General features: G+C 60.1%; 24 protein-coding genes. 10 read left to right on the plus strand and 14 right to left on the minus strand.

Annotated features, from left to right (window positions below):
- Positions 1–214 precede the first annotated feature (214 nt).
- Positions 215–1,483: an Hsp70 family protein gene (locus tag HF257_RS04120; protein WP_185705162.1), complete on the plus strand. Its 1,269-nt coding sequence runs from the start codon at positions 215–217 to the stop codon at positions 1,481–1,483.
- A gap of 143 nt (positions 1,484–1,626) precedes the next feature.
- On the opposite strand, the gene HF257_RS04125 is transcribed toward HF257_RS04120, so the two are convergent.
- From HF257_RS04125 to HF257_RS04135, 3 genes are all read right to left on the minus strand, one after another.
- Positions 1,627–2,640 (minus strand): AI-2E family transporter, encoded by a 1,014-nt coding sequence (locus HF257_RS04125; RefSeq protein ID WP_025857321.1) that lies wholly within the window; start codon positions 2,638–2,640, stop codon positions 1,627–1,629.
- 176 nt (positions 2,641–2,816) lie between these two features.
- Complete coding sequence (locus HF257_RS04130; RefSeq protein WP_185705160.1) at positions 2,817–3,107, minus strand: PsiF family protein; 291 nt, start codon at positions 3,105–3,107, stop codon at positions 2,817–2,819.
- A 72-nt stretch (positions 3,108–3,179) separates the two neighbouring features.
- On the minus strand, positions 3,180–3,968 hold the full coding sequence (locus HF257_RS04135; RefSeq protein ID WP_185705158.1) for an AraC family transcriptional regulator: 789 nt from the start codon (positions 3,966–3,968) through the stop codon (positions 3,180–3,182).
- Between the two features lie 97 nt (positions 3,969–4,065).
- On the opposite strand from HF257_RS04135, the gene HF257_RS04140 reads away from it, so the two are divergent.
- Positions 4,066–4,941, plus strand: a complete 876-nt coding sequence (locus HF257_RS04140; RefSeq protein ID WP_185705156.1) for a DMT family transporter — start codon at positions 4,066–4,068, stop codon at positions 4,939–4,941.
- A 118-nt stretch (positions 4,942–5,059) separates the two neighbouring features.
- Here the strand turns inward: HF257_RS04140 and HF257_RS04145 are convergent, their stop codons facing one another.
- Positions 5,060–5,950: an esterase/lipase family protein gene (locus HF257_RS04145; protein WP_185705154.1), complete on the minus strand. Its 891-nt coding sequence runs from the start codon at positions 5,948–5,950 to the stop codon at positions 5,060–5,062.
- A gap of 167 nt (positions 5,951–6,117) precedes the next feature.
- On the opposite strand from HF257_RS04145, the gene HF257_RS04150 reads away from it, so the two are divergent.
- Entirely contained in the window at positions 6,118–6,648 is a 531-nt protein-coding gene (locus tag HF257_RS04150) for a ferritin-like domain-containing protein (RefSeq protein WP_185705152.1), read from the plus strand.
- 133 nt (positions 6,649–6,781) lie between these two features.
- Here HF257_RS04150 and HF257_RS04155 read toward each other — a convergent pair whose 3' ends face one another.
- Positions 6,782–8,851, minus strand: coding sequence for an AsmA family protein (locus HF257_RS04155; protein WP_185705150.1), 2,070 nt, complete (start codon positions 8,849–8,851; stop codon positions 6,782–6,784).
- A 350-nt stretch (positions 8,852–9,201) separates the two neighbouring features.
- Between HF257_RS04155 and HF257_RS04160 the strand changes: the two genes are divergently transcribed.
- Positions 9,202–9,573 carry a hypothetical protein gene (locus HF257_RS04160; protein WP_185705148.1) on the plus strand — a complete coding sequence of 124 codons (372 nt, stop codon included), beginning with the start codon at positions 9,202–9,204 and terminating at the stop codon, positions 9,571–9,573.
- A 151-nt stretch (positions 9,574–9,724) separates the two neighbouring features.
- Positions 9,725–10,357, plus strand: a complete 633-nt coding sequence (locus HF257_RS04165; RefSeq protein WP_065900186.1) for a TetR family transcriptional regulator — start codon at positions 9,725–9,727, stop codon at positions 10,355–10,357.
- A 5-nt stretch (positions 10,358–10,362) separates the two neighbouring features.
- On the opposite strand, the gene HF257_RS04170 is transcribed toward HF257_RS04165, so the two are convergent.
- Positions 10,363–10,872 (minus strand): C40 family peptidase, encoded by a 510-nt coding sequence (locus tag HF257_RS04170; RefSeq protein WP_185705146.1) that lies wholly within the window; start codon positions 10,870–10,872, stop codon positions 10,363–10,365.
- 277 nt (positions 10,873–11,149) lie between these two features.
- Between HF257_RS04170 and ureE the strand changes: the two genes are divergently transcribed.
- The 5 genes from ureE (at position 11,150) to HF257_RS04195 (ending at position 14,836) form a co-directional block, all read left to right on the plus strand.
- Positions 11,150–11,650, plus strand: coding sequence for an urease accessory protein UreE (gene ureE / locus HF257_RS04175; RefSeq protein WP_185705144.1), 501 nt, complete (start codon positions 11,150–11,152; stop codon positions 11,648–11,650).
- The gene (locus HF257_RS04180; RefSeq protein WP_185705142.1) at positions 11,647–12,321 is read left to right on the plus strand and encodes an urease accessory protein UreF; all 675 of its coding nucleotides are present in this window, start codon (positions 11,647–11,649) and stop codon (positions 12,319–12,321) included. The genes ureE and HF257_RS04180 overlap by 4 nt, the downstream gene beginning before the upstream one ends.
- Positions 12,322–12,333: 12 nt before the next feature.
- The gene (gene ureG / locus HF257_RS04185; protein ID WP_017136796.1) at positions 12,334–12,948 is read left to right on the plus strand and encodes an urease accessory protein UreG; all 615 of its coding nucleotides are present in this window, start codon (positions 12,334–12,336) and stop codon (positions 12,946–12,948) included.
- 22 nt (positions 12,949–12,970) lie between these two features.
- On the plus strand, positions 12,971–13,543 hold the full coding sequence (locus tag HF257_RS04190) for a HupE/UreJ family protein (RefSeq protein WP_185705140.1): 573 nt from the start codon (positions 12,971–12,973) through the stop codon (positions 13,541–13,543).
- A gap of 183 nt (positions 13,544–13,726) precedes the next feature.
- Positions 13,727–14,836 (plus strand): AGE family epimerase/isomerase, encoded by a 1,110-nt coding sequence (locus tag HF257_RS04195; protein ID WP_185705138.1) that lies wholly within the window; start codon positions 13,727–13,729, stop codon positions 14,834–14,836.
- Positions 14,837–14,956: 120 nt separating this feature from the next.
- Here the strand turns inward: HF257_RS04195 and HF257_RS04200 are convergent, their stop codons facing one another.
- The 8 genes from HF257_RS04200 to amaA all read right to left on the minus strand — a co-directional run bounded on the left by HF257_RS04200 (position 14,957) and on the right by amaA (position 24,387).
- A complete protein-coding gene (locus tag HF257_RS04200; RefSeq protein ID WP_185705135.1) occupies positions 14,957–15,862 on the minus strand; it encodes a cation diffusion facilitator family transporter in 906 nt (301 codons plus the stop codon).
- Between the two features lie 197 nt (positions 15,863–16,059).
- Positions 16,060–16,824 carry an SDR family oxidoreductase gene (locus HF257_RS04205; RefSeq protein ID WP_185705133.1) on the minus strand — a complete coding sequence of 255 codons (765 nt, stop codon included), beginning with the start codon at positions 16,822–16,824 and terminating at the stop codon, positions 16,060–16,062.
- 787 nt (positions 16,825–17,611) lie between these two features.
- Positions 17,612–18,328: an ABC transporter ATP-binding protein gene (locus tag HF257_RS04210; RefSeq protein ID WP_185705131.1), complete on the minus strand. Its 717-nt coding sequence runs from the start codon at positions 18,326–18,328 to the stop codon at positions 17,612–17,614.
- Complete coding sequence (locus HF257_RS04215) at positions 18,325–19,200, minus strand: ABC transporter ATP-binding protein (RefSeq protein WP_124525577.1); 876 nt, start codon at positions 19,198–19,200, stop codon at positions 18,325–18,327. The genes HF257_RS04210 and HF257_RS04215 overlap by 4 nt, the downstream gene beginning before the upstream one ends.
- Positions 19,197–20,474, minus strand: coding sequence for a high-affinity branched-chain amino acid ABC transporter permease LivM (livM, locus tag HF257_RS04220; RefSeq protein ID WP_185705129.1), 1,278 nt, complete (start codon positions 20,472–20,474; stop codon positions 19,197–19,199). The genes HF257_RS04215 and livM overlap by 4 nt, the downstream gene beginning before the upstream one ends.
- Positions 20,475–20,476: 2 nt before the next feature.
- Entirely contained in the window at positions 20,477–21,391 is a 915-nt protein-coding gene (locus HF257_RS04225; RefSeq protein ID WP_010213575.1) for an ABC transporter permease subunit, read from the minus strand.
- A gap of 201 nt (positions 21,392–21,592) precedes the next feature.
- The gene (locus HF257_RS04230; protein ID WP_185705127.1) at positions 21,593–22,729 is read right to left on the minus strand and encodes a branched-chain amino acid ABC transporter substrate-binding protein; all 1,137 of its coding nucleotides are present in this window, start codon (positions 22,727–22,729) and stop codon (positions 21,593–21,595) included.
- A gap of 374 nt (positions 22,730–23,103) precedes the next feature.
- Positions 23,104–24,387 (minus strand): L-pipecolate oxidase, encoded by a 1,284-nt coding sequence (amaA, locus tag HF257_RS04235; protein ID WP_185705125.1) that lies wholly within the window; start codon positions 24,385–24,387, stop codon positions 23,104–23,106.
- Between the last annotated feature and the right edge of the window lie 84 nt (positions 24,388–24,471).

Raw genomic sequence — 24,471 nt, forward strand, 5'->3', positions numbered from 1 at the left:
GATCGCACAGCCCAGGGCACAACGTGCGCTGCTTTGCACCTGTTGAGTGGTGTGGCCTGGGGGTGCGTCAAAGTGTTATCGGCACTTGCCGTATGCATCAGATGTGGGGGCGAATCGCCAGGTTTCAAGCAAGATTTAACGGATGGTCGGCCTACGCATCCGCTCTCGACTGGAATACACTGCGCGGCCGTTTTTCAACCGGAACCTGATTGTCATGGAAAACCCATCCCCAGCCCGTGCCTGCGGCATCGACTTTGGCACGTCCAACTCCACCGTCGGCTGGATCCGCCCCGGCGAGGAGACGCTTATTGCGCTGGAGGACGACAAAATCACGCTGCCGTCGGTGGTGTTCTTCAACTTCGAGGAACGCCGCCCGGTGTACGGTCGCCTAGCGCTGCACGAGTACCTGGAAAACTACGAAGGCCGGCTGATGCGCTCGCTCAAGAGCCTGCTGGGTTCCAAGCTGATCAAGCACGACACCAGCGTGCTCGGCACGGCGATGCCGTTCACTGACCTGCTGGCGCTGTTTATCGGCCAACTCAAGAGCCGTGCCGAAGCCAACGCCGGCCGCGAGTTCGAAGAGGTGGTACTGGGCCGCCCGGTGTTTTTCGTCGATGACGACCCGCTGGCCGACCAGGAAGCCGAGAACACCCTGGTCGACGTAGCCCGCAAGATCGGCTTCAAGGACATCTCGTTCCAATACGAGCCGATTGCGGCGGCATTCGACTACGAGTCGACCATCGAGAAGGAAGAACTGGTACTGATCGTCGACATCGGCGGCGGTACCTCCGACTTCTCCCTGGTGCGCCTGTCCCCGGACCGTCGTCACAACGACAACCGCCACGATGACATCCTCGCCACTGGCGGCGTGCACATCGGCGGGACCGACTTCGACAAACAGCTCTCGCTGGCCGGCATGATGCCGCTGTTCGGCTACGGCAGCCGCATGAAAAGCGGCGCCTACATGCCCACCAGCCACCACATGAACCTGGCCACCTGGCACACCATCAACTCGGTGTACTCGCAAAAATCCCAGCTGGCCCTGGGCAGCATGCGCTACGACATCGAAGACACTGGCGGTATCGATCGCCTGTTCAAGCTGATTGAAGAGCGCGCCGGGCACTGGTTGGCCATGGAAGTGGAAGAAACCAAGATCCAGCTGACCCACGAAGACAGCCGCCATGTACCACTGGACCGGATTGAAGCAGGCCTGAGCGTAGACCTCAGCCGGTCGCTGTTCGAGTCGTCCATCGATAACTTGCTGGAGCGTGTGCGCGGCAGTGTCACGCAGTTGCTCAACGACGCCTCGGTGAGCGTGGAGCAGGTGGACACGGTGTTCTTTACTGGGGGCTCCAGCGGGATCCCGGCCCTGCGCCACAGCATTTCGGCGATGCTGCCCAAGGCTCGGCATGTGGAAGGGAATATCTTTGGCAGTATCGGCAGTGGTCTGGCGATTGAGGCCAGCAAGCGGTATGGCTACTGAGTTTTAACTCAAACACCGCGGCGCCCCTATCGCGGGCAAGCCCGGCTCCCACACTGACTGCGTTCACAAATCCAAATGTGTAAACCCAGTCAATGTGGGAGCCGGGCTTGCCCGCGATGGCGTCAGCCGAGGCAACACAAGCCTTAAACCATCCCGCCGAGCTTCAGCTCACTCTTGAGATACGCATAATAAATCGGCCCCGCCACTACACCGGGCAGCCCGAATGCCGCCTCAAACACCAGCATCGCCAACAACAACTCCCACGATTTGGCACTGATCTGCCCGCCCACGATCCGCGCGTTGAGGAAGTACTCGACCTTGTGGATAACAATCAAATACCCCAGTGCCGCCACCGCCACCCAGATCGACAGCGACAGCGCGACGATGGTGATCAGCGTGTTGGACATCAGGTTGCCGATCACCGGCAGCAGGCCGAGCAGGAAGGTCAGCACGATCAGGGTTTTGGTCAACGGCAAGTGAATCCCGCACAGCGGCAGCACCACGGCGAGGAACACGGCGGTGAAGGCCGTGTTGAGCGCGGCGATCTTGATCTGGGCGAAGACGATGTTGCGAAAGGCTTGGACCAGCAGGTGCAGGCGGTCGAACAGCGCGGCGGCCAGGGGTTTGCGTTTGGTCAGGTCGGGCACGCGCTGCAGGGCGATGATCGCGCCCAGCACCATGCCGATCAGCAGGGTGACGAACATGTGGGCGGCATCTTTGCCCACCAGTTGCAGTTCGCTCAGGTGCTTGCTCAGCCAGTCGCCAATGGCCACGCGGAACTCGGCAGCGCTGGCGGGCAGGTAGGCGTCGAGGAACGGCGGCAATTGGCCGCGCGCGCGGTCGACCACGCCCATGAATTTGTCGAGGGAAGCCCCGGGGTTTTCCGCTTCGTGGAGCAGGAAGCTGATGGCACCGGCGAAGATCAGCGTCAGCACGCTGACGATCAAGGTGCCGAGCAAGGCCACCGCCAGCCAACGCGCGCGCCGGCCTTCGATCAGCCGTTGCAGTTGGGGAGTGAGCATGTTGACCAGCTCAAAGACCAACAGGCCGGCCAGCAGGCTGGGCAGCAACTTGAGCGGCAGCACCAGCAGCAGTCCGCCGAAAATGATGATGTAGCTGGCCAGCAATATCACGTGACGCTGAGAAAACGTTGGCATACAGCCTCAAAACGAACGGCGTTAAAGGATGTGTAGGAGCGAGCTTGCTCGCGAAAAACGCAAGAACGCCGCGATTTAGTCTGAGTACACGCGTTATCGTTCAGGTTTTTCGCGAGCAAGCTCGCTCCTACAGGCGGCTGTGTGCGAGTGTCGCAGCCTTCTATGGCCTGGGGCTATTATTTCTTCAGGCAAGTGCTCATAAAGGTTTTACGCGCGTCGCCCGCCAATGCTTTGGTCTTGGCGTCGGCATTGCAGTCTTTCATCTTCTGCTGCTGCGGCGTCAGGGTCTTGGCGGGAGCCGCCTTGAGGCACGTACTCATGAAGGCTTTGCGTTCATCGCCTTTGAGGGCCTTGGTGGTGGCGTCGGCATTGCAGGTGGTCATTTTATTTTGCTGGGCGGTGTCAGCGAAGCTTTGGGAACACAGCAGCAGGCCGACCATCAACAGCGGAATACGCAGCATCTTCATGGAGTTTTCTCCCTGTTACCGTGCCGAAGGGGCACGGCCTGCCCAGAAGTGTAGTCAAAGCCTGTTACATCTTCACCGCCCGCGAATATTCGACCGGCGGTATTGCTCCGGCGTGCAGCCGGCGTGGCGTTGGAACATGGCGATAAAGGCCGAGGCGGTGCTGTAGCCCAGGTCGAACGCCACGTGTTGCACGCTGTGCTCACTGTCCAGCGCTTCGATGGCCGCGAGGTAGCGCAGGCGCTGGCGCCATTCGCCGAAGCTCATGCCCAACTCCCGCACGAACTGGCGTGCGAGGGTGCGCTCACTCACATGAACCTGCTCGGCCCAGTGCGCCAACGGGCGGTTGTCGGCTGGATCCGCCTGCATGCCTTCCAGCACACCGAGCAGACCGGGGTGGCGTGCGTAAGGCAAAAAGCAATCGTGGATCGGCGCCTGTTTGAGTTGGTCCACCAGCACGTGGGCCAGGCGGATATCGGCTTCGGTCTGCGGGATATTCACGTCACGCTTGGCAAAGTCGCTGAGGATGGCCTTGAGGATGTCACTGATGGCCAGGGTGCAGGGCTGCGGTGGCAGTTGCTCACACAGCTCCGGCGCCAGTCCTACCGAGTGGTAGACGATTGCCTCGGCGTTATACGAACTGTGTTCCGTATGGGGAGGCACCCACACTGCATACTGCGGCGGCGACATGAAGCGGTTGCCGGCCACTTCCATGCGCATGACACCGCTGGCGGAATAATCCAGCGAGCCCCAGAAATGCTGGTGCGGCGTGCACTCGGTGTCGGGGGCAAAATCCGAATAACGAAAGTACACCGGGCTTGGCAGCTGGCGGAAATCCGGGAGGCGTACGTTGTGCTTGGCCATATTGTCTGGATACAACGGTCGTTTGTCTGGATCGCAGTATAGGCTTCGATCCAGACAATGGATAATCCTGCCTCAACAACACACCTGGTTCCTTGCGATGCAATACGCTTATCCCCTGCTGGCCATTCTTATCTGGGCTGGCAACACCGTCGTCAACAAGTTGGCCGTGGGGTCGATCTTCCCTGCAGAGATCGGCTTTTACCGCTGGCTGCTGGCGGCGCTGCTGTTTACGCCGTTCATGCTCAAGCCGGTGATCGCCAACTGGGCGCTGATTCGCCCGAACCTGGGCAAGATCACCCTCCTGGGTGTGCTGGGCATGGCGGTTTACCAAAGCCTGGCGTACTACGCCGCGTCACTGACCACCGCCACCAACATGGGCATCATCCTGTCGCTGATGCCGCTGATGGCGCTGACGGCCGCAATCATCAGCCTCGGCCAGCGCCTGACCTACGGCGCCCTCACGGGTGCGGTGCTGTCGTTTGGCGGCGTGGTTGTGGTGGTGTCCGCCGGCAGCCTGGATGCGCTGTTGCAACACGGGGTCAACCTCGGCGACGGCATGATGCTGGTGGCCACCCTGGCCTACGCCGTCTACAGCACCCTGTTGAAAAAATGGCAGCTGCGCCTGCCGCCGTTGGTGTTGCTGTATTTGCAGATACTAGTGGCGGTGGTGGTGCTGTTTCCGCTGTACCTGTTTTCGTCGAAGGCTGGCCTGGGTTGGGCGAATATCCCGCTGGTGTTATATGCGTGCTTGCTGGCGTCGATGTTGGCACCGTTGGCGTGGATGCATTCGGTGAAAACGTTGGGCCCGAGCCGGACCACGCTGTTTTTCAACTTGCTGCCGCTGATTACGGCACTGATTGCCGCCGCGGTGTTGAAGGAAGAATTGGCGCTGTATCACCTGGTGGGCGGTTTGCTGACGTTGGGCGGGGTAATTCTTTCGGAGCGTTGGACTACACCCGTACGTGCGGGCTGAATGCAGTCCCTGTGGGAGCGGGCTTGCTCGCGAATGCGGTGGTTCAGCGAGCTCATTCGTTATTGACACACCGCATTCGCGAGCAAGCCCGCTCCCACAATTGGACCGCACCCGCCTCCTAAACACCTGCCGCCTTCAGCCTTTGCGCATGCTCGACAAACAGCCTGATCGGCTCAGCGCCCTTGCCCACCAGTCCCAGGGACTGGTTGACGATATCGAAGTGATCCAGCGGATAGTCATCACCGATCACCACCCCCAAGTGCGAGCTATAGCGCCCGACCATCCCGTCGCACTGGCCTTTCTCACGCACAAAGCTGCGGGCGAACAGGCGACAGCTGCGGTTCGTGCCGTCGAACAGGTTGCGGCCCCGGTCGGTAATGCCCGGCTGCAACGTGCCGGACCACGAGTAGTAGCGCACGCCATTGACCTCTTCTGCGCCCTGCCCGCCCCACGTCTGCGGCAAGCCCTGCGGATAATCGCGATTGAACAGCGCAACCCCTTCGCTGGTCAGCGAGCGGTGGGAGGCATGCAAATCAGCCTTGAATCGCGGCCCGCGATAGCCGGTTTCCAGCAGCCCCATCACCCAGGCCGACAGGTAAAACACCGCACTCAGGATCCGGCCTTTCACACTGTGAGTCGGGTAGTGGGTGTGGATATGGTCGGCCAGCTCCGAGCCATGGTTGGGCCCGGCCACGGAGGTCACCGAGGCCACCCACTCCGGGCGTTTTGCCGCCGCGTATCGCGCAGTGAGCGAGCCCTGGCTATGGCCGATCAGGTTGACCTTGTCGGCACCGGTCTCGCGGCGAATCCGTTCGATCTGCACCAGCAACTGCTCGCCGCGCACCTCACTGGAATCCAGCGGCGCCACCTGCACCGGAAATACCTGCGCCCCGCCTTTGCGCAGCGCAGGGACAATACCGTACCAATAGGGGAACCACCCCAGCCGCACAAAACCGAGCATGCCGGGCACCAGGACCAGGGGGTAACGCGTGGCTAATGACTGCGGCATGGGCCGAACGTCCTTGTTCAAGAAGGATCCCTGGAGGCTAGCGCAGTCCCGCGACGAGCTTGTGACATAAATCCGATAAAACTTTTTGCGTTGCGCGGGACTCACAACTTGGAGCGATCACGCCGGCAGAGCGTGGCGTAAAACCGGATTAGCACCAGGAGATTGAGATGACTGAAGCACACCTGACTGACGTTGCAACCCTGCGCAGCCGCGCCCGCCAGAACGTCGAAAATGGCGCCGTGACCGAAGGTTATGACGCTGACCGAGAAGAAATCATCCGCTTGCTCAACGAGTCGCTGGCCACTGAGTTGGTCTGCGTGCTGCGCTACAAGCGTCACTACTTCATGGCTAGCGGCATCAAAGCCTCCGTTGCCGCCGATGAGTTCCTCGAACACGCCACCCAAGAGGCCGAGCACGCCGACAAGCTTGCCGAGCGCATTGTGCAGTTGGGTGGTGAACCAGAGTTCAACCCGGACCTGCTGACAAAAAACTCCCACGCTCAATACGTAGCGGGCAAAGATCTAAAGGAAATGGTCTACGAAGACCTGGTGGCCGAACGGATTGCGGTAGACAGCTATCGCGAGATCATCCAGTACATCGGTGATAAAGACCCGACTACCCGCCGTCTCTTTGAAGAAATCCTGGCCCAGGAAGAAGAACACGCCGACGACATGGCGGACATCCTGGAAAGCCTGTAACTAACAACACTGCGAGCCCCCTGTGGGAGCGGGCTTGCTCGCGAAAGTGGAGTTTCAGTCAACACATTCATCGACTGATCCACCATTTTCGCGAGCAAGCCCGCTCCCACATTTCAGGCCCTGGTTTATTCAGTTAGCCTTTCACAGTTTTCGGCGCCTTGCCCTCACGCATCTGCTGCAACAACGGCGCACACTGGTTCGGCTCATCGCCACTTGGGGCCACCAACGCCAGCAATCCGGCTGCAGGCCCTGCTATCACACCCAGCGCCACCATCCCCGCACCTCGCAGCATCAACGGCACGGCTTTCACGCCCGCATTGGGCTTGATAAACGGCCCGTTGACGTACAACGGTGAACGCAGGGAGAACAACCGAAAGCCTTTCGATTCTGGCGTGATGGTCAGGTCCAATTGCTCCGTGGCCATGTTCGCCGTGCCATCGATGTAGATAATCGCGTTCTCGGTGTCGAACACAAACAACCGCGTCGTGGCCAAGCCGGTCTTGATCCCGAAGTCGGCCGCCGCGCAGTTGATCTTCACTTCCTTGTCGCCAAACAGGCGACCCACCACGTAGTTACCCACATTGAGCCCGGCGATTTCCATCAGGCCACGGCTGATGGCGCCGTCATTGATCAGCATCTTCAAGTCGCCGTTGGAGGTGCCCAGCAGTGCCGCCACAGAGTTGCCGCGACCGGAAATATCGGCATCGCCATTGAGCTCACCGAAGCTGGTTTTCATCGGTTCGAAGGTCGGGAACAGCTGTTTGAGCTTGAAGTTGCGCGCCGTCAGTTTGGCGCGGCCTTCCATCGGCGTGGTGCGACCGTTCAGGCGAATTTGCGCATCCAGCTTGCCACCCGCCACGCCAAATCGCAGGGGCTCAAGGCTCAGCTCGCCGTCGTTGAGCACCAGGTGGGTGTAAAGGTCGGTAAAGGGCAACTCGGCGCTGTGCACGATGCGTTTGCCGGTGAATTCCACATCGGCATCCATGTCACGCCAGCGCTCGGTACGAAACTCTTCCACCGGCAGCACTTTGGTCGCCGGCTGTTTGCTTTCACCGCCCCGCGCCTTTTGCTTGGCATTGGAGTCGGCGCCGATCAGCGGTGCGAGGTCGGTCATCAGCAGTTGGTTGGACACCAGCGCGCCGGTGAGCTTGGGCCGAGGCTGGCTGGCGACGTAACCCAGGTTGCCGTGGATATCACTGTTGCCGATCTTGCCGTTGAAGTTTTCATAGCTGAATGATGCGCCAGTGGGCTCGTGCAGCTTGGCGATCAAGTGACCATCGGTAGAGTAGGCCGGCGAATCCGGCAGGGTCACGCCGGTGAGCGGATACAGGTTGCCAAGGCTGCTACCCGCAAGTTTCAGGCGCAGGTCGAGGGCGCCAAGATTAAGCGGATCGGTGAGGGTACCGGCGAGCGCAATGCTGGTGTCGGCGATCTTGACCTGGGCCTGCAACGGAAACGGCTTGGCCGCGTCCTGCAGGGCCAGCAGGCCGCCGATCTTGCCAGTGCCATCAAGCTTCTGTCCGTGGTATTGGCCTTTGACCTTGAGACCAAACGCGTAGTCCTGCGGCGCCGAACCTTTTTCCAGGGCCTTCTTGGCATCGGCGTCGCCGACGATTTCACCAAACGGGATCGGTTTGCCGAGCGGATCGATGATCACGTCCAGCTGTGTCTTGAGGGTCTGGTCGTCGAGGGTCACGTGGCCTTTGTCGAAGCCAATGGCGCCAATGTCCACGACCCAGTTGGAAGGCTCGGCATTCGGGTCCTTGGGGTCGAACTTGAAGGTCCAGTTGGCGCGCCCATCCGCCAGACGCTGCAACTGTGCACTCGGTTCGGTGAGGTCGATACGCGGGATCACCACGCGCTGCACCAGCAAGGCCAGCGGCGAGATGCGCAGCTCCACTTTCTTGAGCGTGACCATTTGCGGGGTTTTCGACCAATCCGGATTGCCCAGTGTCAGGTCTTCGGCAATCACATGGGGCCACGGCACCCAGGCGCGCCAGCCACCTTCATCGGGCTCCCGCGCCCACACCACGGCCAGGTTGCCATTGATGGCAAACGGGCGATGCAGTTCTTCGGAGACCTTGGCGTTGAGGGGCGGCTTGATGCGGTTCCAGTCAAAGAACACCAGGACCAGCACCACCACGGCGATTAACAGAACGAAGCTGGCGCAGCTCCAAGCGACAATTTTACGAGTGCGCGTCATTGCACAGGACTCCTGAATACGACTACGTAGCTGAACTACAGCTCATATGGGTACGACTGGCAAACCGCCTGGGGGTTTAACCCGATCACCGATTTAACCGCAAAAATCTATTTTCCTGACCATCTAGACAGGTTAAAGCCATCGACGGCGCACCATTGTTACCCAGCTCCGTGTCGAAAATACCCACCACGGTGCAAAACCGCGGGCTTGAGAGGCGCGTGCTAGAGCCTCCGCAGCGAACAATCAATTCTGTTGATTATTACCATTGTATTTATGAACTTTTATATCGACTTATCGAGAGTAGCATTAGCCCTGTACCCACTTTATCGCCCTCCCAAGGAGCAACCATCATGAAACGCCAATTACTCGCTACCGTCCTCTTGTCTGTCCTGGCTTCCAGCGCTTTTGCCCTGCCAGCCGCAGAACAAGCGACCCCACAGAATAAAGCCCAAGCCGTTCAATCCAGCCAAACCCTGGCTCGCAGCGGTTCGCAAGAAGAAGAGAACCGTGACTACGCCAAAGGCGGCGTTGCTGAAAACGGCTCGGAACAAGCCAACAAACGCGCTTACACCGAAGGCGTTGCTGAAGGTGGCCGTGATCGCCTGGAACAGAAAGGCCTGGTTGAAGGCGGTGCTGAACAAGCCAACAAACGCGCCTACACCGAAGGTGTTGCCGAAGGTGGTGCTGACCGCCTGAAAGAACTGCACGAAGCACAGAGCTAAGCCTGTGGAGGCCGATAAAAAAGCCCGATCTACCGATCGGGCTTTTGCTTAGCTGTAGACCCACTCACGCACATCCCCCGCCAAGTTCGACGCCGATGAAGCTGTTTTGCTAGAGTGCGTCGCTGTACTTGTCGACTAAGCCTGCCCGCCAATGCTGCCCCGTGCCGAACAGAAGCAACAGACCCGCCTCGCCCTGATGGACGCAGCCCGCCATCTGATGGAGTGTGGCCGAGGGTTTGGCAGCTTGAGCCTGCGGGAAGTGGCAAAGACTGCGGGTATCGTACCCACCGGTTTCTATCGTCATTTTGCCGACATGGACCAGTTGGGCCTGGTGCTGGTGAGTGAAGTCGGCCAGACCTTCCGCGCCACGATTCGCCTGGTACGCCACAACGAATTCGTGATGGGCGGCATCATCGATGCCTCGGTGCGGATCTTTCTCGATGTGGTCTCGGCCAACCGCTCACAATTCCTGTTCCTGGCTCGCGAGCAATACGGCGGCTGCCTCGCGGTGCGTCAGGCCATCGGCGCCCTGCGCGAAGACATCACCCGCGACCTGGCGGCCGACCTGACATTGATGCCAAAGCTGCAGCACCTGGATGCCGAAGGCCTGCACGTCATGGCCGACCTGATCGTCAAAAGCGTGTTTGCCACCCTCCCCGACATCATCGACCCTCCGGCTCAGGCCCTGCCTGCCCACCTTACGCCCCAGGCGAAAATCACCCAGCAACTGCGCTTTATCTTTATCGGATTGAAACACTGGCAAGGCCTGGGTAGCACCGAATAGGCCAATCAGCCCGCCGAATGGAAGCGCTTGGCGGTGGTGTAGTTTTTGTTCCAGTAAGTGTTGTTCAACGAGTCGATGCGCACGTTCTTGCCGGTACGCGGCGAGTGAATGAATTTGCCCTCGCCGATATAGAGCCCCACATGGCTGACCTGGCCGCGACCATTGCCCTTGAAAAACACCGCGTCGCCAGGTTTCAGAGCGTTGCGCTTGATCGTTGCGGCCTTGGAGCGATGCATCGCCACCGTGATGCGCGGGAGGTGGATGTTGGCTTCGGTCTTGAACAGATAAACCAGGAAACTGCTGCAATCAAAGCCCTGGTCCTCCGAGGTCCCTCCCCATTTATAAGGTGTGCCCAGCAACTCGTGGGCGCGGTCGACCACATTGTCGATCACATCGGTGATCGCAGGCTCGTTTAGCGACTCGATGAACATAGGACGGGGTTGCAGACTGGCCGAAGCCGATGAAATAACCAAAGACAGGCTGACAATGACTAAACAATAAAATGACTTGAGCATGATGAACGTCGCAGTGAATTGAACACGGCGCAAAGCCTACTTTTCCTGCACGTAACGTAATGAACGGCGAATCCTCAGGTCGCGTAGGACAAATCCGAAAACGCTCGCCGCGAGTGCAACGAACGGAACCGCGCACCATGTTGACGCACGAAAACAGACCTCCCGCGCCCTATTTAGTGGCGCTTGCACAAAGACCTACAGGCAATTCCTACTCTCCCGCGGGGTTGGCAAGCCCCTTGCTCTAGCACTTGCATCGCTCATCGCTGGAAGCTTCCTCATGCTGGTGATCCATCGCCGAATCGCCCCCCAAGCCCTCTGGGCCGCCGAGCTGCTGCTGAATTTCGAAGCACGCAGCAAAAGCCGCCTGCGCTGTTTCAGTGCTGACGGTGAAGACGTCGGCCTTTTCCTGGAGCGCGGTCAACCACCGTTGCACGATGGTGAATTCCTACAAGCGGAAGACGGACGTGTCGTACGCGTCTGTGCCCGTCCTGAACAGTTGCTGCACGTCACCTGCAACAGCGCGTTTGAACTGACCCGCGCCGCCTATCACCTGGGCAATCGTCACGTCGCCTTGCAAGTCGGGGATGGCTGGCTACGCCTGCTCGATGACTACGTACTCAAGGCCATGCTGGATCAGTTGGGCGCCACCACAGAGACCCTTGAAGCGCCGTTCCAACCGGAACACGGTGCCTATGGGGGCGGCCATCATCATTCACGGCATGGCGACGAGGATTTCAACTACCCACCCAAGCTGCATCAGTTCGGCGTGCGCCCATGAACCCAGCCTGGGCGCTGCTGCGTCTGGCCAGTCCGCAATTGCCGATTGGCGGCTACAGCTATTCCCAGGGCCTGGAGATGGCCGTGGAAAATGGTCGCGTTAACGACGCAGCCACTGCCCGCCGCTGGATCAGCGATCAGTTGCTGCTCAACCTCGCCCGCTTCGAAGCACCGCTACTGCTCGCCCATTGCCGCGCTGCCGCTGATGAGGACTGGTCGTGCCTGGCGCAATTGTGCGAAGAGCACCGCGCCAGCCGTGAGACCCGTGAGCTGTATCAAGAGAGCCGGCAAATGGGCTACTCGTTGCAACAATTGCTCAACGGTCTGCCGGAATTGGACGGCGCCGCCCGCGCCCTTCTTGAGCAGTGCAGCGAACCCCACCTTGCGCTGGGCTGGGCCCTCGCCGCACGCGCCTGGAACATCAAGCCCGACGATGCGCTAGCCGCTTGGCTGTGGAGTTGGCTGGAGAATCAACTCGCGGTGCTGATGAAAACCCTGCCCCTGGGCCAGCAAGCCGCCCAGCGCCTGACCAGCGAACTGCTGCCACTGCTGCAACAAGCCCAGCAGGACGCCGCTCGCATCGACCTCAACCATTTAGGCAGCGCCGCGTTTGGCCTGTCGCTGGCGTGCATGGCCCATGAGCGCCAGTACAGCCGCCTGTTCCGTTCCTAGGAGAAGAAGCACATGAACACTCAACCTCTGCGCGTAGGCATCGGCGGCCCGGTGGGTTCGGGCAAGACCGCCCTGACCCTGGCCCTGTGCCTCGCCCTGCGCGACCGCTACAACCTCGCCGTGGTCACCAACGACATTTACACCCGCGAAGATGCCGACTTCCTGGTGCGCAACCAGGCCCTCGCGCCCGAACGAATCATTGGTGTGGAAACCGGTGGCTGCCCGCACACCGCGATCCGCGAAGACGCCTCGATCAACCTCGAAGCGGTGGACCAACTCAACCGCCGCTTCCCCGGCCTGGACCTGATCCTGGTGGAGTCCGGCGGCGACAACCTGTCGGCAACCTTCAGCCCGGAACTCTCGGACCTGACCATCTACGTGATCGATGTCTCCGCCGGCGACAAGCTGCCGCGCAAGGGTGGGCCCGGCATTTGCAAATCCGACTTGCTGGTGATCAACAAGATCGACCTCGCGCCACTGGTGGGCGCCTCGCTGGAACTGATGAACAGCGACACCACCCGCATGCGCAACGGCAAACCCTTTGTGTTCAGCAACCAGAAAACCGGGATCGGCCTGGATGAGATCGTCGCTTTCATCGAACGCCAAGGCCTGCTGACCGCTGCCTGATCAACCCATAAGGAACCTGTCCATGAGCCTCAAGAAACTCTTCGCCGCCGCCACCCTATTGCTCGCCCCGGCCCTGGCCTTCGCGCATCCGGGCCATGGCGACAACGGCCTGGTGGCCGGTATCAGCCACCCACTCAGCGGCATCGACCACTTGCTAGCGATGATTGCCGTCGGTTTGTGGGCTGCACAACAGAAAGGCTCTGCCCGCTGGGCGCTGCCGTGCACGTTCGTCGGCACCATGCTGATTGGCGGTGTGCTCGGTTTTGAAGGGATGCAATTGCCAGCGATGGAAAGCGGCATCGCTGCATCGGTATTGGCCCTGGGCCTGGCAGTGGCACTGGCGGTGCGGCCGCCGTTGTTCGTGGCGGTGGGTGCGACCGCATTGTTCGCGCTGTTCCACGGTGTGGCGCATGGTTTGGAGCTGCCGGACATGTCCAGCCCTTGGGCGTATGCGGCTGGGTTTGTGGCGGCAACGGCGGTGTTGCACGCGGCCGGTTATGCAGTGGTGCGCTTTCTGCCGGCGGCGGCAGCACCGTTGGTGCGGATTGCCGGGGCAGCTTCGGCGGCGACTGGGGTTTGGTTGCTGGCGGGCTGAGTATTGCAGCGCTTGTGAGGGCCTCTTCGCGAGCAAGCCCGCTCCCACAGTTGACCGAGTACATCCTTGGAATACGGTCAAACTGTGGCAGCGGGCTTGCTCGCGAAAGCGCTCGACCAGACACCACAGTTCCCAAGCCTGCTACCATGCGCGCCTACACCCCTGCCGTGACGACGCCAGCCAATGCCCACCGCTCCAAACTCCGCCCTGAACGCCGTGCTCACGCACTTCCACAGCCTTATCGTGCCGCTCTGGCAGGGCCCGGGCTGGAACGCCGAACTGGCGTTGCCTTATGAAGCACTGGACGCCGATCACCGTCCATTGCCCCCACAACGTTACCGCGCCATGGCTTGCGCCCGGCAGTTGTACCTGTTCGCCAGCCTGATCGGCGAGCCCGGTGCAGCCTTCGCCGAAGAGCGCGCAGCCGCGCTGTTCCGCTCCCTGCAACGGCACTTCCACGACGCCGAGCACGGCGGCTGGTTCTACAGCATCGACCCGGCCGGGCAGCCGCTGGACAAGCGCAAAGACCTCTATACCCACGCTTTCATCATCTTCGCCTGCGCCCATTACTGGGCCAAAGTGCGCGAGCCGTTGGTGGAGTCGGTGCTCAACGCCGCCCTTGAAGTGGTCGCCCAACGCTTTTCCACAGGCGACGGCCTGTTTGAGGCGGAGTTGGAGCGCAATTGGTCATCCTTGAAGTCCGGCCCGCTGCAAAACCCGTTGATGCACCTGGCCGAAGGCTTCCTCGCCACCCTCGCGGTGCGTGAAGACGCTGACGTACAAGCGGCCCTGCTGGCCTTGGCGAAGGCGATGCAGCAGCGCTTCATCGACCGCCAGCAAGGCGTGATGATGGAAAAACCGCTAGGTGCTGTGGATAACTGGTTTGAACCGGGGCACCAGTTTGAGTGGTTCTTTTTGCTGGAGTCTTCGGATGTGCTGCGTGGCACGCCGCTGCATGCTTCGCTGACGCGGGCGTTTGCCTATGCCGAGCAAACCGGTGTGGATAAGTCGAGCGGCGCGGTCAGCGGCATGCTGGCGTTGGACGGCAGCGTACGCGACGGCACCCAGCGGATCTGGGCCCAGGCGGAATACCTGCGAGCACTGACCTTGCGGCCCAATAGCGAAGCCGTGTTGCAGCGCCAATTGCTGGCGCTGCAACGGCACTTCTTGCATGAGAAAGGCTGGAATGAATGCCTGGATGCCAAGGGTGTGGTGAGCCGTCGGGATATGCCGTCGACTACGCCTTATCACTTGGCGACTTGCTATCAGGGTCTGATCCAGCATCTCGGGTGACTTCAAGGGCCTCTTCGCGAGCAAGCCCGCTCCCACAGTTGACCGCATTCCAAGGATGTACTCGGTCGAAATGTAGGAGCGGGCTTGCTCGCGAACGCCTCACCTCGGTCTAACTGCCTGTCACGCAATCCACTTACGATCCCCGGTAAAGCTGATCGTCAGCCACCTCGCCGCATCCGCTTTGCCCAGCCCTGTGGATATCTCCTCGCGCAACCCATCCAGGGTCGCAACGCTGTCCACCGGGTAATCCGCCGGCAGCACCACGTGAATCTCGATAAACCGCGCCCGTCCGTGCTTTTGCACGTAGGACACATAATCGTCAAACCCATGCTTGGCCTGGGCCGCATCCATCACTTCGCGCACCTTGTCGTCCAACTGGTCCGGAGCAATCCCCAACACCTCGCGCAACGCCGGGCGCAGGATCTTGAACGCCGGCGCCAGCATGCTCAGGGCCAACAGGATCAGGATCAATGGGTCGACATACACCGCCCACTCACCGTAGCCCTGGGACTTGAGCAACAGTGCCGCCAGAAAGCTGATCAGCAAGCCCACCGACAACATCGCATCCACCAGCCAACTGATGTTGTCGAACTGGATCAGCGATGACTTGAGCGTGCGATTGCGATAACGCACGTAGAAGAAGTAGGCGAACTCGACGACGGTAAACACCGCCGCATAAATGATCACCAGCCCCAACTCGATCTCGCGTCCGCCATTGATAATGCCGAACACACCGTTGAGGAACGCATAGATGGCAATCAGCAACAGGAAGCTGCCTTCGATCAGCAGCACCATGGGCTCCAGGTGCCAATAACCGAACTGGAAACGCTCGTTGCTTTTCTTGGCGATCAGCTTGGCCGTGATCAGCATCAACACCTTGATGGCGGTGGCGATCAGCGAGAAAAAGCCATCGAACAGAATGGATTGGGCGCCGGATATCACACCCGTGACAATCCCGGCGATCGCGACTGCGAACATCAGGATGGTCGATTGTTTGAGCAGGGACTGCTCACCTCGGTTACTCACATTTCCTCCCGTCAAAACCTTAAAACCGCACAGTGCGGAGGGGTTTTCAGGAGGAGAGTGTACCTTATGGCCTGTTTTGGCCGATCTGACGCCTTCGCGAGCAAGCCCGCTCCCACATTTTGACCGAGTACATCCTTGAAATGCGGCCAAATGTGGGAGCGGGCTTGCTCGCGAAGCAGGCGACGCGGTTTAAAGCCTTACTTCGCGCCACGCTCAATCGCAAACCCAGCCCAGGTCTGGCTCACCGGCATCAGCTCCAGGCGGTTGATGTTCACATGCGCCGGGGTGTTCATGACCCAGAAGATCGTGTCCGCAATGTCCTGCGGCTGGATCGGCTCGGCACCGGCATACGTCGCGTCGTAACGCGCCTGGTCACCACCAAAGCGCACCAGCGAGAACTCGCTCTCACACAAGCCTGGCTCGATGTTGGTCACACGCACGCCGGTACCTTGCAGGTCGCAACGCAGGTTCAGCGAGAACTGCTTCACGAACGCCTTGGAGCCGCCGTACACGTGGCTGCCCGGGTACGGGTAGTTACCGGCGATGGAGCCCAGGTTGATGATGCCCGCGCCACGGCCGTGTGCAATAAGGCGTGGCAGCAGCAAGTTGGTGGTGGTCAGCAGGCCCTTGATGTTGGTGTCGACCATGGTTTCCCAATCGTCGAGGTTGCACTTGGGTGCTGGGTCGGTGCCTACGGCCAGGCCCGCGTTGTTGATCAGCCCGCGCAGCTTGGCAAACGATGGCGGCAGGTTGGCAATGGCCTCTTCCATGCCTTTGCGATCACGCACGTCCACTACCAGGCCGTGCACTTCGGTCTGCTTGGAGAGTTCTTCGACCAACGCATTCAGGCGGTCGGCACGACGGCCAGTGAGCACCAGTTTCCAGCCGGCTTCGGCAAAACGACGGGCGCAGGCTTCGCCGAAACCTGAGGTTGCGCCAGTAATAAACAGCGTGTCGGACATGGTGTTCTCCTTGCGGGCATCGGGAAAAAAATCAGCCAGCAGAATGCCCGTACGCCGCGGTTGCGGCAACCGCTATGCGCAGAACTTCATGTGTTGCTGATCAGTTTTTAACCATATCTCGCAAAGCCTTACAGAACGTGGTCTGCAGCCATGTGCGCGCAGGTTATCCACAACTGCGCCCACAGTCTTTGGGGGCAAGTGCGAAACACCTGAAGCCTCTGTATACGGGGCTTGCAGGCGATTTTAGAAAGTTTTTTGCTTGACCTGCAGAGGGGCGTATGTAGCCCCATGGGCAAGAGGTAAATCCGAACGATGGCTACAGGCCAGACATTCCGGCCTCTGCGGCAGTCTTTCCAGAGTTTAATCACAGACTTATCCACAGGCTCAAGCGACATAAATCAGTCATATACCTGTGTCTTTAAACAGGTTGACAAACCCCTTCGCCGGTCGCGTAAAACCCACTGATCAAAAAACAACCACGCTGCTGGAGGCCACGGTTTTAAAGGCGTTCAGCCAGCTACTACCACGTTACCCACAGCCGGTTCCACAGTGGATGGGGACAAGTCAAAACTGTGACAAAACAGGGATTTGCGGCGGCTATATGTCGCGCTTTGGGAGGTGGCTGGATTTGTTTTCCACAATTTGGTATCGGCCTTATGAACACCGTAAAACAAGTGTGGGAGCGGGCTTGCTCGCGAAAGCGGTGGGTCAGCTGCAGATGTACTGACTGACACATCGCTTTCGCGAGCAAGCCCGCTCCCACAGGGGTTTTGCGTCAAGCTTTAGATCAGTGCCCGCCGAGGTAGGCGTTGCGCACTTCCTCGTTCACCAACAGCTCTTTACCGGTACCGGTGAGGCGAATCTCCCCGTTAACCATCACATACGCCCGGTCCGACAGGCGCAACGCATGGTTGGCGTTCTGCTCCACCAGGAAGATGGTCATCCCGGTAGCCGCCAGCTCACGCAAGGTCGAGAAGATCTGCTTCACCACAATCGGCGCCAAGCCCAGGCTGGGTTCGTCCAACAGCAACAGCTTGGGCCGGCTCATCAGCGCACGAGCGATGGCGAGCATTTGCTGCTCGCCACCGGACATGGTCATGGCCCGCTGGGTGCGCCGTTCCTTGAGCCGTGGGAACAGCTCGAACATGCGCTGCATGTCTTCCTGCGCAAACTTGTCGCCAATGGGGATAGTGCCCATCAGCAGGTTTTCCTCAACCGTCATGTCGGGGAACACCCGTCGCCCTTCCGGCGACTGCGCAATGCCGTTGGAGGCGATGTAGTGGGAGGATTTGTGGGTAATGTCGACGCCGTTGTACAGAATCTGCCCCGACTCGGCCCGTGGCTGGCCGAAGATCGACATCAGCAACGTGGATTTACCCGCGCCGTTGGAGCCGATCAGGCTCACCGTTTCGCCTTCGTTGATGTGCAGCGAGACTTTTTTCAGGGCCTGGATCGGGCCGTAGTACACGTCCAGGTCCTTCATTTCGAGGATAGGTGCACTCATACCAGCTCCTCTTCGTCTGCGCCCAGGTAGGCAGCAATCACTTTCGGGTCGTTGCGGATCGCGTCCGGCCCACCCTCGGCAATCACGTTGCCGTGGTCCAGCACCACAATGTGGTCGGAAATACTCATCACCATGCCCATGTCGTGTTCGATCAGCACGACCGTGAGGTCGTGTTCGTCGCGCAGCAGGCGAATCATCGCGCTGAGCGCTTCGGTTTCCTGGGGGTTGAGGCCGGCTGCCGGTTCGTCCAGGCAGATGATCTGCGGACGGGTGCACATGGCGCGGGCGATTTCCAGACGGCGCTGTTGGCCGTACGAGAGTTCACCGGCCAGGCGGTTGGCGCAGTCCACCAGGTCCACTACTTCCAGCCAGTAGAAGGCGTGGTCGAGGGCGTCGCTTTCGGCCTTGCGGTAGCCCTTGGTGTTGAGGATGCCTGCAAGCATGTTGCGGTTGACCCACATGTGTTGGGCCACCAGCAGGTTTTCCACCACGGACATTTCCTTGAACAGGCGAATGTTCTGGAACGTACGGGCCAAGCCTGCGCGGTTGACCAGGTGGGTGCCGCCGAACATCTTGTAGTACACCCGGCTGAGGAAGCTTTTGGGCGAGACAAAGTCGGTGGGCTGGAAACGCTCGCCGAGCAATTGGATCACGTCGGTCTGCTTGCCGCGTACGTTGAGATTGATCTTGCCGCCGCTGGCTTTGTAGAAGCCGGTGAGGCAGTTGAACACGGTGGTCTTGCCGGCGCCGTTGGGGCCGATCAGGGCGAAGATCGAGTTGCGTTCGACCTTGAGGCTCACATCGCTCAAAGCCTTGATGCCACCGAAGTGCATCATCAGGTGTTCCACAGAGAGCACGACTTCCTTGCTCATGGCGCCACTCCTTTACGTGGGGTCACACCGGTACGGCTGATGCGGATCAGGCCGCGTGGGCGCCAGATCATCATCACCACCATCAACACGCCAAACAGCAGCACGCGGTACTCGGAGAAGCTGCGCAGCAGTTCCGGCGCAACGGTCAACACGAACGCCGCGATCACCACGCCCACCGTCGAGCCCATGCCGCCCAAGACCACGATGGCCAGGATTAGCGCCGACTCGAAGAACGTGAATGACGACGGGTTGACGAACCCTTGGTAACTGGCAAAGAACACCCCGGCCAAACCGGCGGTGGAGGCACCGATGGTGAACGCCGAGAGCTTGACCAGCACGTGGTTCAGGCCCATGGAGCGGCAGGCGATTTCATCTTCGCGCAAGGCTTCCCAGGCACGGCCCACCGGCATGCGGGTCAGGCGATGCTTGATGTACAACACGGCCAGCACCACCAGGAACAGCACGATGTAGATGAACATGAACTTGATGTTGGGGTTGTAATCAATGCCGAAGAACTCGTGGAACGGAATCCCGCCGTCCTTGGCCTTGCGCCCGAATTCCAGGCCGAGGAAGGTCGGTGAAGGCACCGGCATACCGTTCGGGCCGCCGGTAAACGACAGCCAGTTATTGAGCACCAGGCGGATGATTTCACCGAAACCCAGGGTCACGATGGCCAGGTAGTCACCGTGCATTCGCAACACCGGGAACCCGAGTATGCACCCCGCCAACGCCGCCGCGATGGCCGCCAGTGGCAGCACGGTCCAGAAGCCCAGGCCGAGGTATTGATAACCCAGCGCCAGGCCGTAGGCGCCGATGGCGTAGAACGCCACGTAACCCAGGTCGAGCAGGCCCGCCAGGCCGACCACGATGTTGAGGCCCAGGCCGAGCAATACGTAGATCAGCCCGAGGATCACCACGGTCAGCAGGTACTTGTTGGCGAAGATCGGGAACACGATGGCGATCACGATCAGTGCCGGGATGATCCAGCGCAGGCGCGACTTGTAGTCCGGCGCCAGCACGTGCACACCCGAGCCACTGCTCTCGAAGCCCTGCAGAATCTTCAGGCCTTTGGGGGTTTGCAGGAACAGGCTCATGGCGAAGCGGCCGACCATCACGATGGCCACCAGCAGGCCCACACGGGCCGGTTCCAGGTTGAAGCTGTAGCCGTCGAGGACCACGCCGACGATCGGACCGAACACGATCAGCGAAATCAGCCCGGCGAGGACCGTATCGACCACACTTTTCTTGATATCGATGGGTTTGGCAGCAGACATGTTTACACCTTAGCCACGAGTGGGCGACCCAGCAGGCCCTGGGGACGGAAAATCAGAATCACCACCAGCAGGGAGAAACTGAACACGTCTTTGTAGTCAGAGTTGATCAACCCCGAGAACAGCGACTCGGAGATGCCGAGGATGATCCCGCCGAGCATCGCCCCAGGCAGGGAACCGATGCCACCGAGTACCGCCGCGGTAAATGCCTTGATGCCAATGATGAAGCCGGCATAGAAGTCGAAAGTGCCGTAGTTGAGGGTGATGAGCACGCCGGCCAATGCCGCCATGGCCGCACCGATGACGAATACATAGGAGATCACCCGGTCGGTGTTGATACCGAGGATCGACGCCATCTTGCGGTCTTGTTGGGTCGCGCGGCACATGCGGCCGAGCTTGGTGTACTTGATCACGTAGGTCAGCAGGGCCATGCCCGCGAAGGCGGCGACCAGGATGAACACCTTGGTGTACGTCAACTGCACGAAGCCGCTGCCGATGTCGACACGCCAGGCCCCGGCCAGCAGGGTGGGAATACCTTGTTGCTTGGCGCCCTGGGCGATCTGCGCGTAGTTCTGCAGGATCAGCGAGATGCCGATGGCGCTGATCAGCGGTGCCAAGCGGGTGGAGTTGCGCAGCGGTTTGTAGGCGACACGCTCGATGACCCAACCGTATACGCCGGTGACGACCACGGTGAAGATCAAGGTGCCGAGAATGAGCAGCGGGAAGGATTCGATGCCGAAGTAAGCCAGCAGTGCCAGACTGATCGCCGCGAGGTAAGCGGAAATCATATAAACCTCGCCGTGGGCGAAGTTGATCATGCCGATGATGCCATAGACCATTGTGTAGCCGATGGCGATCAGGCCATAGACCGACCCGAGGGTCAGGCCGTTGACCAGTTGCTGCAGGAAAATACCATCCATAACGCAATCTCACGCGGTGAGCACCTGCACACCTGTGGGTGTGCGGCGCTTCTGGAGGAAAAGACAGATCTCGATCACAGCACAGTCCCCCTGTGGGAGCGGGCTTGCTCGCGAATGCGGTGTGTCAGAAACACATTCAGAGACTGACACTCCGCTTTCGCGAGCAAGCCCGCTCCCACATTGGGTCCGTGGTGCTTGTAATTACTTCTGTTTTTCCAGCTGATGGTATTTACCGTCTTTGTCCCACTGGTAAACCACGTAGTCGGAGACTTTCAGGTCGCCCTTGCCGTCCCAGGCTTTTTCACCCATGACGGTTTTCACCGGGTGAGCCTTGAGCCACTTGGCGGCGTCTTCGCCCTTGTTGGACTTGGCACCGTTGAAACCAGCGGCCAGGGCCTGGATCGAGGCGTAGGCGTACAGGGTGTAGCCTTCCGGCTCGACGCCCGCCTTGCGGAATTGCTCAACGACGGCCTTGCTGTCTGGCAGCAGGCGCGGGTCGGCGCCGAAGGTCATGTAGACGCCGTCGACGTACTGCGCGCCGCCAGCGGTGGCAACCAGTTCGTCGGTGACAACGCCGTCATCGGACATGAACTTGACGTCTTTCAAACCGGCTTCACGGATCTGGCGAACCAGTGGACCGGCTTCTGGGTGCAGGCCGCCGAAGTACACGACGTCAGCACCGGTGGAGCGGATCTTGGTGACCAGGGCGCTGAAGTCTTTTTCGCCACGGGTCAGGCCTTCTTCCAGCACCGGCTTCACGCCGCGCTTGGTCAACTGGGCAGCGGTAGCGTCGGCCAGGCCTTTGCCGTAGGTGTCCTTGTCATTGATGACTGCGACTTTCTTGCCCTTGAGCACGTCGACGATGTAGTCGCCGGCGACGATGCCTTGCTGGTCGTCACGCCCGCACATACGGAACACAGCGCCCAGGCCACGCTCGGTCACCTGTGGGTTGGTGGAGCCCGGGGTGATCATGATGATGCCCGCTTCGTCGTACACCTCGGAAGCCGGGATGGTGTTCGACGAGCAGAAGTGCCCGACCACGCCGATCACTTTGTCCTGGTCAGCCAGGCGGTTGGCCACGGCCACCGCTTGCTTGGGTTCGCAGGCATCGTCACCGGCAACCAGCTTGATCTGCTCGCCGTTGACGCCACCGGCCTTGTTGATTACATCGGCTGCCGCCTGGGCACCCTTCATGTACTGCTCACCGAAAGCAGCGTTGGCACCCGTCATGGGCCCCGCGACGCCAATCTTCACATCAGCTTGAACAAACGTAGAAACACCCAGTGCCGCTGCAACGGCGAGGGCCAGAAAACCTTTCTTGTAAAACGTCTGGGACATGAGTGGTGCTCCGATATTTTTGATTTTAGGCACTACAACTTGCGTTCAAACTTTCCACTGAAAGCCCAGAGCAAGCCTCGTGCCATTACGTTTTTATTCTTCAAAAAGACACGGTGTCATTGTTATTACGGGCGTTTCGGCTCCGCTTGCCAGGACGTGCAACCCTCTAGCCTCAGGAGGTGCAACCGACAAGCCAAAAAAGTACAACCCTGACAGGTCGCACCTGCAACCAGACGGAGAAACGACAGTTCCTACAGCTGTAACAGACTGCGTAACGGAACTGCACATTTACAGTGCGTGATTGCTACGACTTGCACCAATACAGATTAGTAGCCTGCTAAGAAAATGCAGGCTTTTGAAGGGTATTTCGCTGATCAGATCACGATCCTCAGGCATTGCCCGGCGTGATAGAGCGAGAATCCAGCCTCATAAAGACAGCTGCGCAGGCCAACGCCGGCCAACGGCTGCATCGGCGCGAAGGGAATCGGCAAGGCCTGGGGATTCTGGTGACACAAGTAGTCGGCAAACGCCTTGCCGACCACACTGCCGGTGGTGACGCCGCGCCCGTTATAGCCCGTAACGGCCACGAGGCCCGGCGCCGGTTCGAACAGACGCATGAGGTGATCGGGGGTAAAGGCGATGCAGCCAGTCCAGGTGTATTCCCATTGCACCGATTTGAGGTACGGGAAGTAATGCTGCTGCACCCGATCGGCCCACGCCTTGAGGAACCACGCCGGTTTCTGGTTGCCATTGCCCAGGCTGCCGAGCAACAGGCGGCCATCGGCGTCGCGGCGAATACTGCTCAACACTTGGCGTGTATCCCAAGAGCCTTGACCGCCAGGCAGGATCTGCTGGGCGGCGTCATCTGTCAGCGGGGCCGACGCGACTTGGTAGTAGTAACCGGGGAAGAAATTGCGCCGAAGCTCGGTCCACTCTCCTTCGGTGTAGGCGTTGGAGGCGATTACCACTTGTGCAGCCTGCACCGAACCCTGAGCAGTTTGCACCGACCACTGCGCGCCTTGGCGCTCCAACTGAGTCACCGGGGAATGGTCAAACAGCTGCCCGCCAAGGCCTGCGGCAGCGTTGGCCAAACCACTGGTATAGGCCATCGGGTTTAGGGTGCCAGCACGCCGATCCAGCAAGGCCGCTGCAATTTTTTTTGTGCCCGTGGCGTGCTCGCATGCCTGGCCGGTGAGCAATTCTACCGGCGCGCCACGGCGCTTCCATTGTTCTTCACGGCTGCGTAAATCCGCCTCGCCACGCGCGTTGTGCGCCATGTGCAAGGTGCCCTCGCGGCGCAATTGGCAATCGATGCTGTATTTGTCGATCAGGCTGAACACCAACGAGGGTGCCGCGCCCAACATGCGGTTGAGCTGACTGCCCACCTCTGTGCCGAAACCGGCTTCGATGTCATCCGGCGGGATCCACAGGCCGGCGTTCACCAAGCCGACATTGCGCCCCGAACCACCGTGGCCGGTACGATGCGCTTCCAGCACGGCGACGCTTTTGCCCTGCTCCAGCAGATGAATGGCCGCCGACAAGCCGGTGATGCCGGCGCCGATCACGCACACATCCACCTTGAGTTCGCCCTTGAGTGCGGCGCGATCAGGCCGACTGGGGGTGAGGTGTTCCCATAAACATGTTTCGCGTAATGCCATTGCCAGACTCCGATGAGACCTAACAAACATCTATTCCGAACGGTAAATGCAATCAAATGTGGGAGCGGGCTTGCTCGCGAACGC

The organism is Pseudomonas cremoris (genome assembly GCF_014230465.1).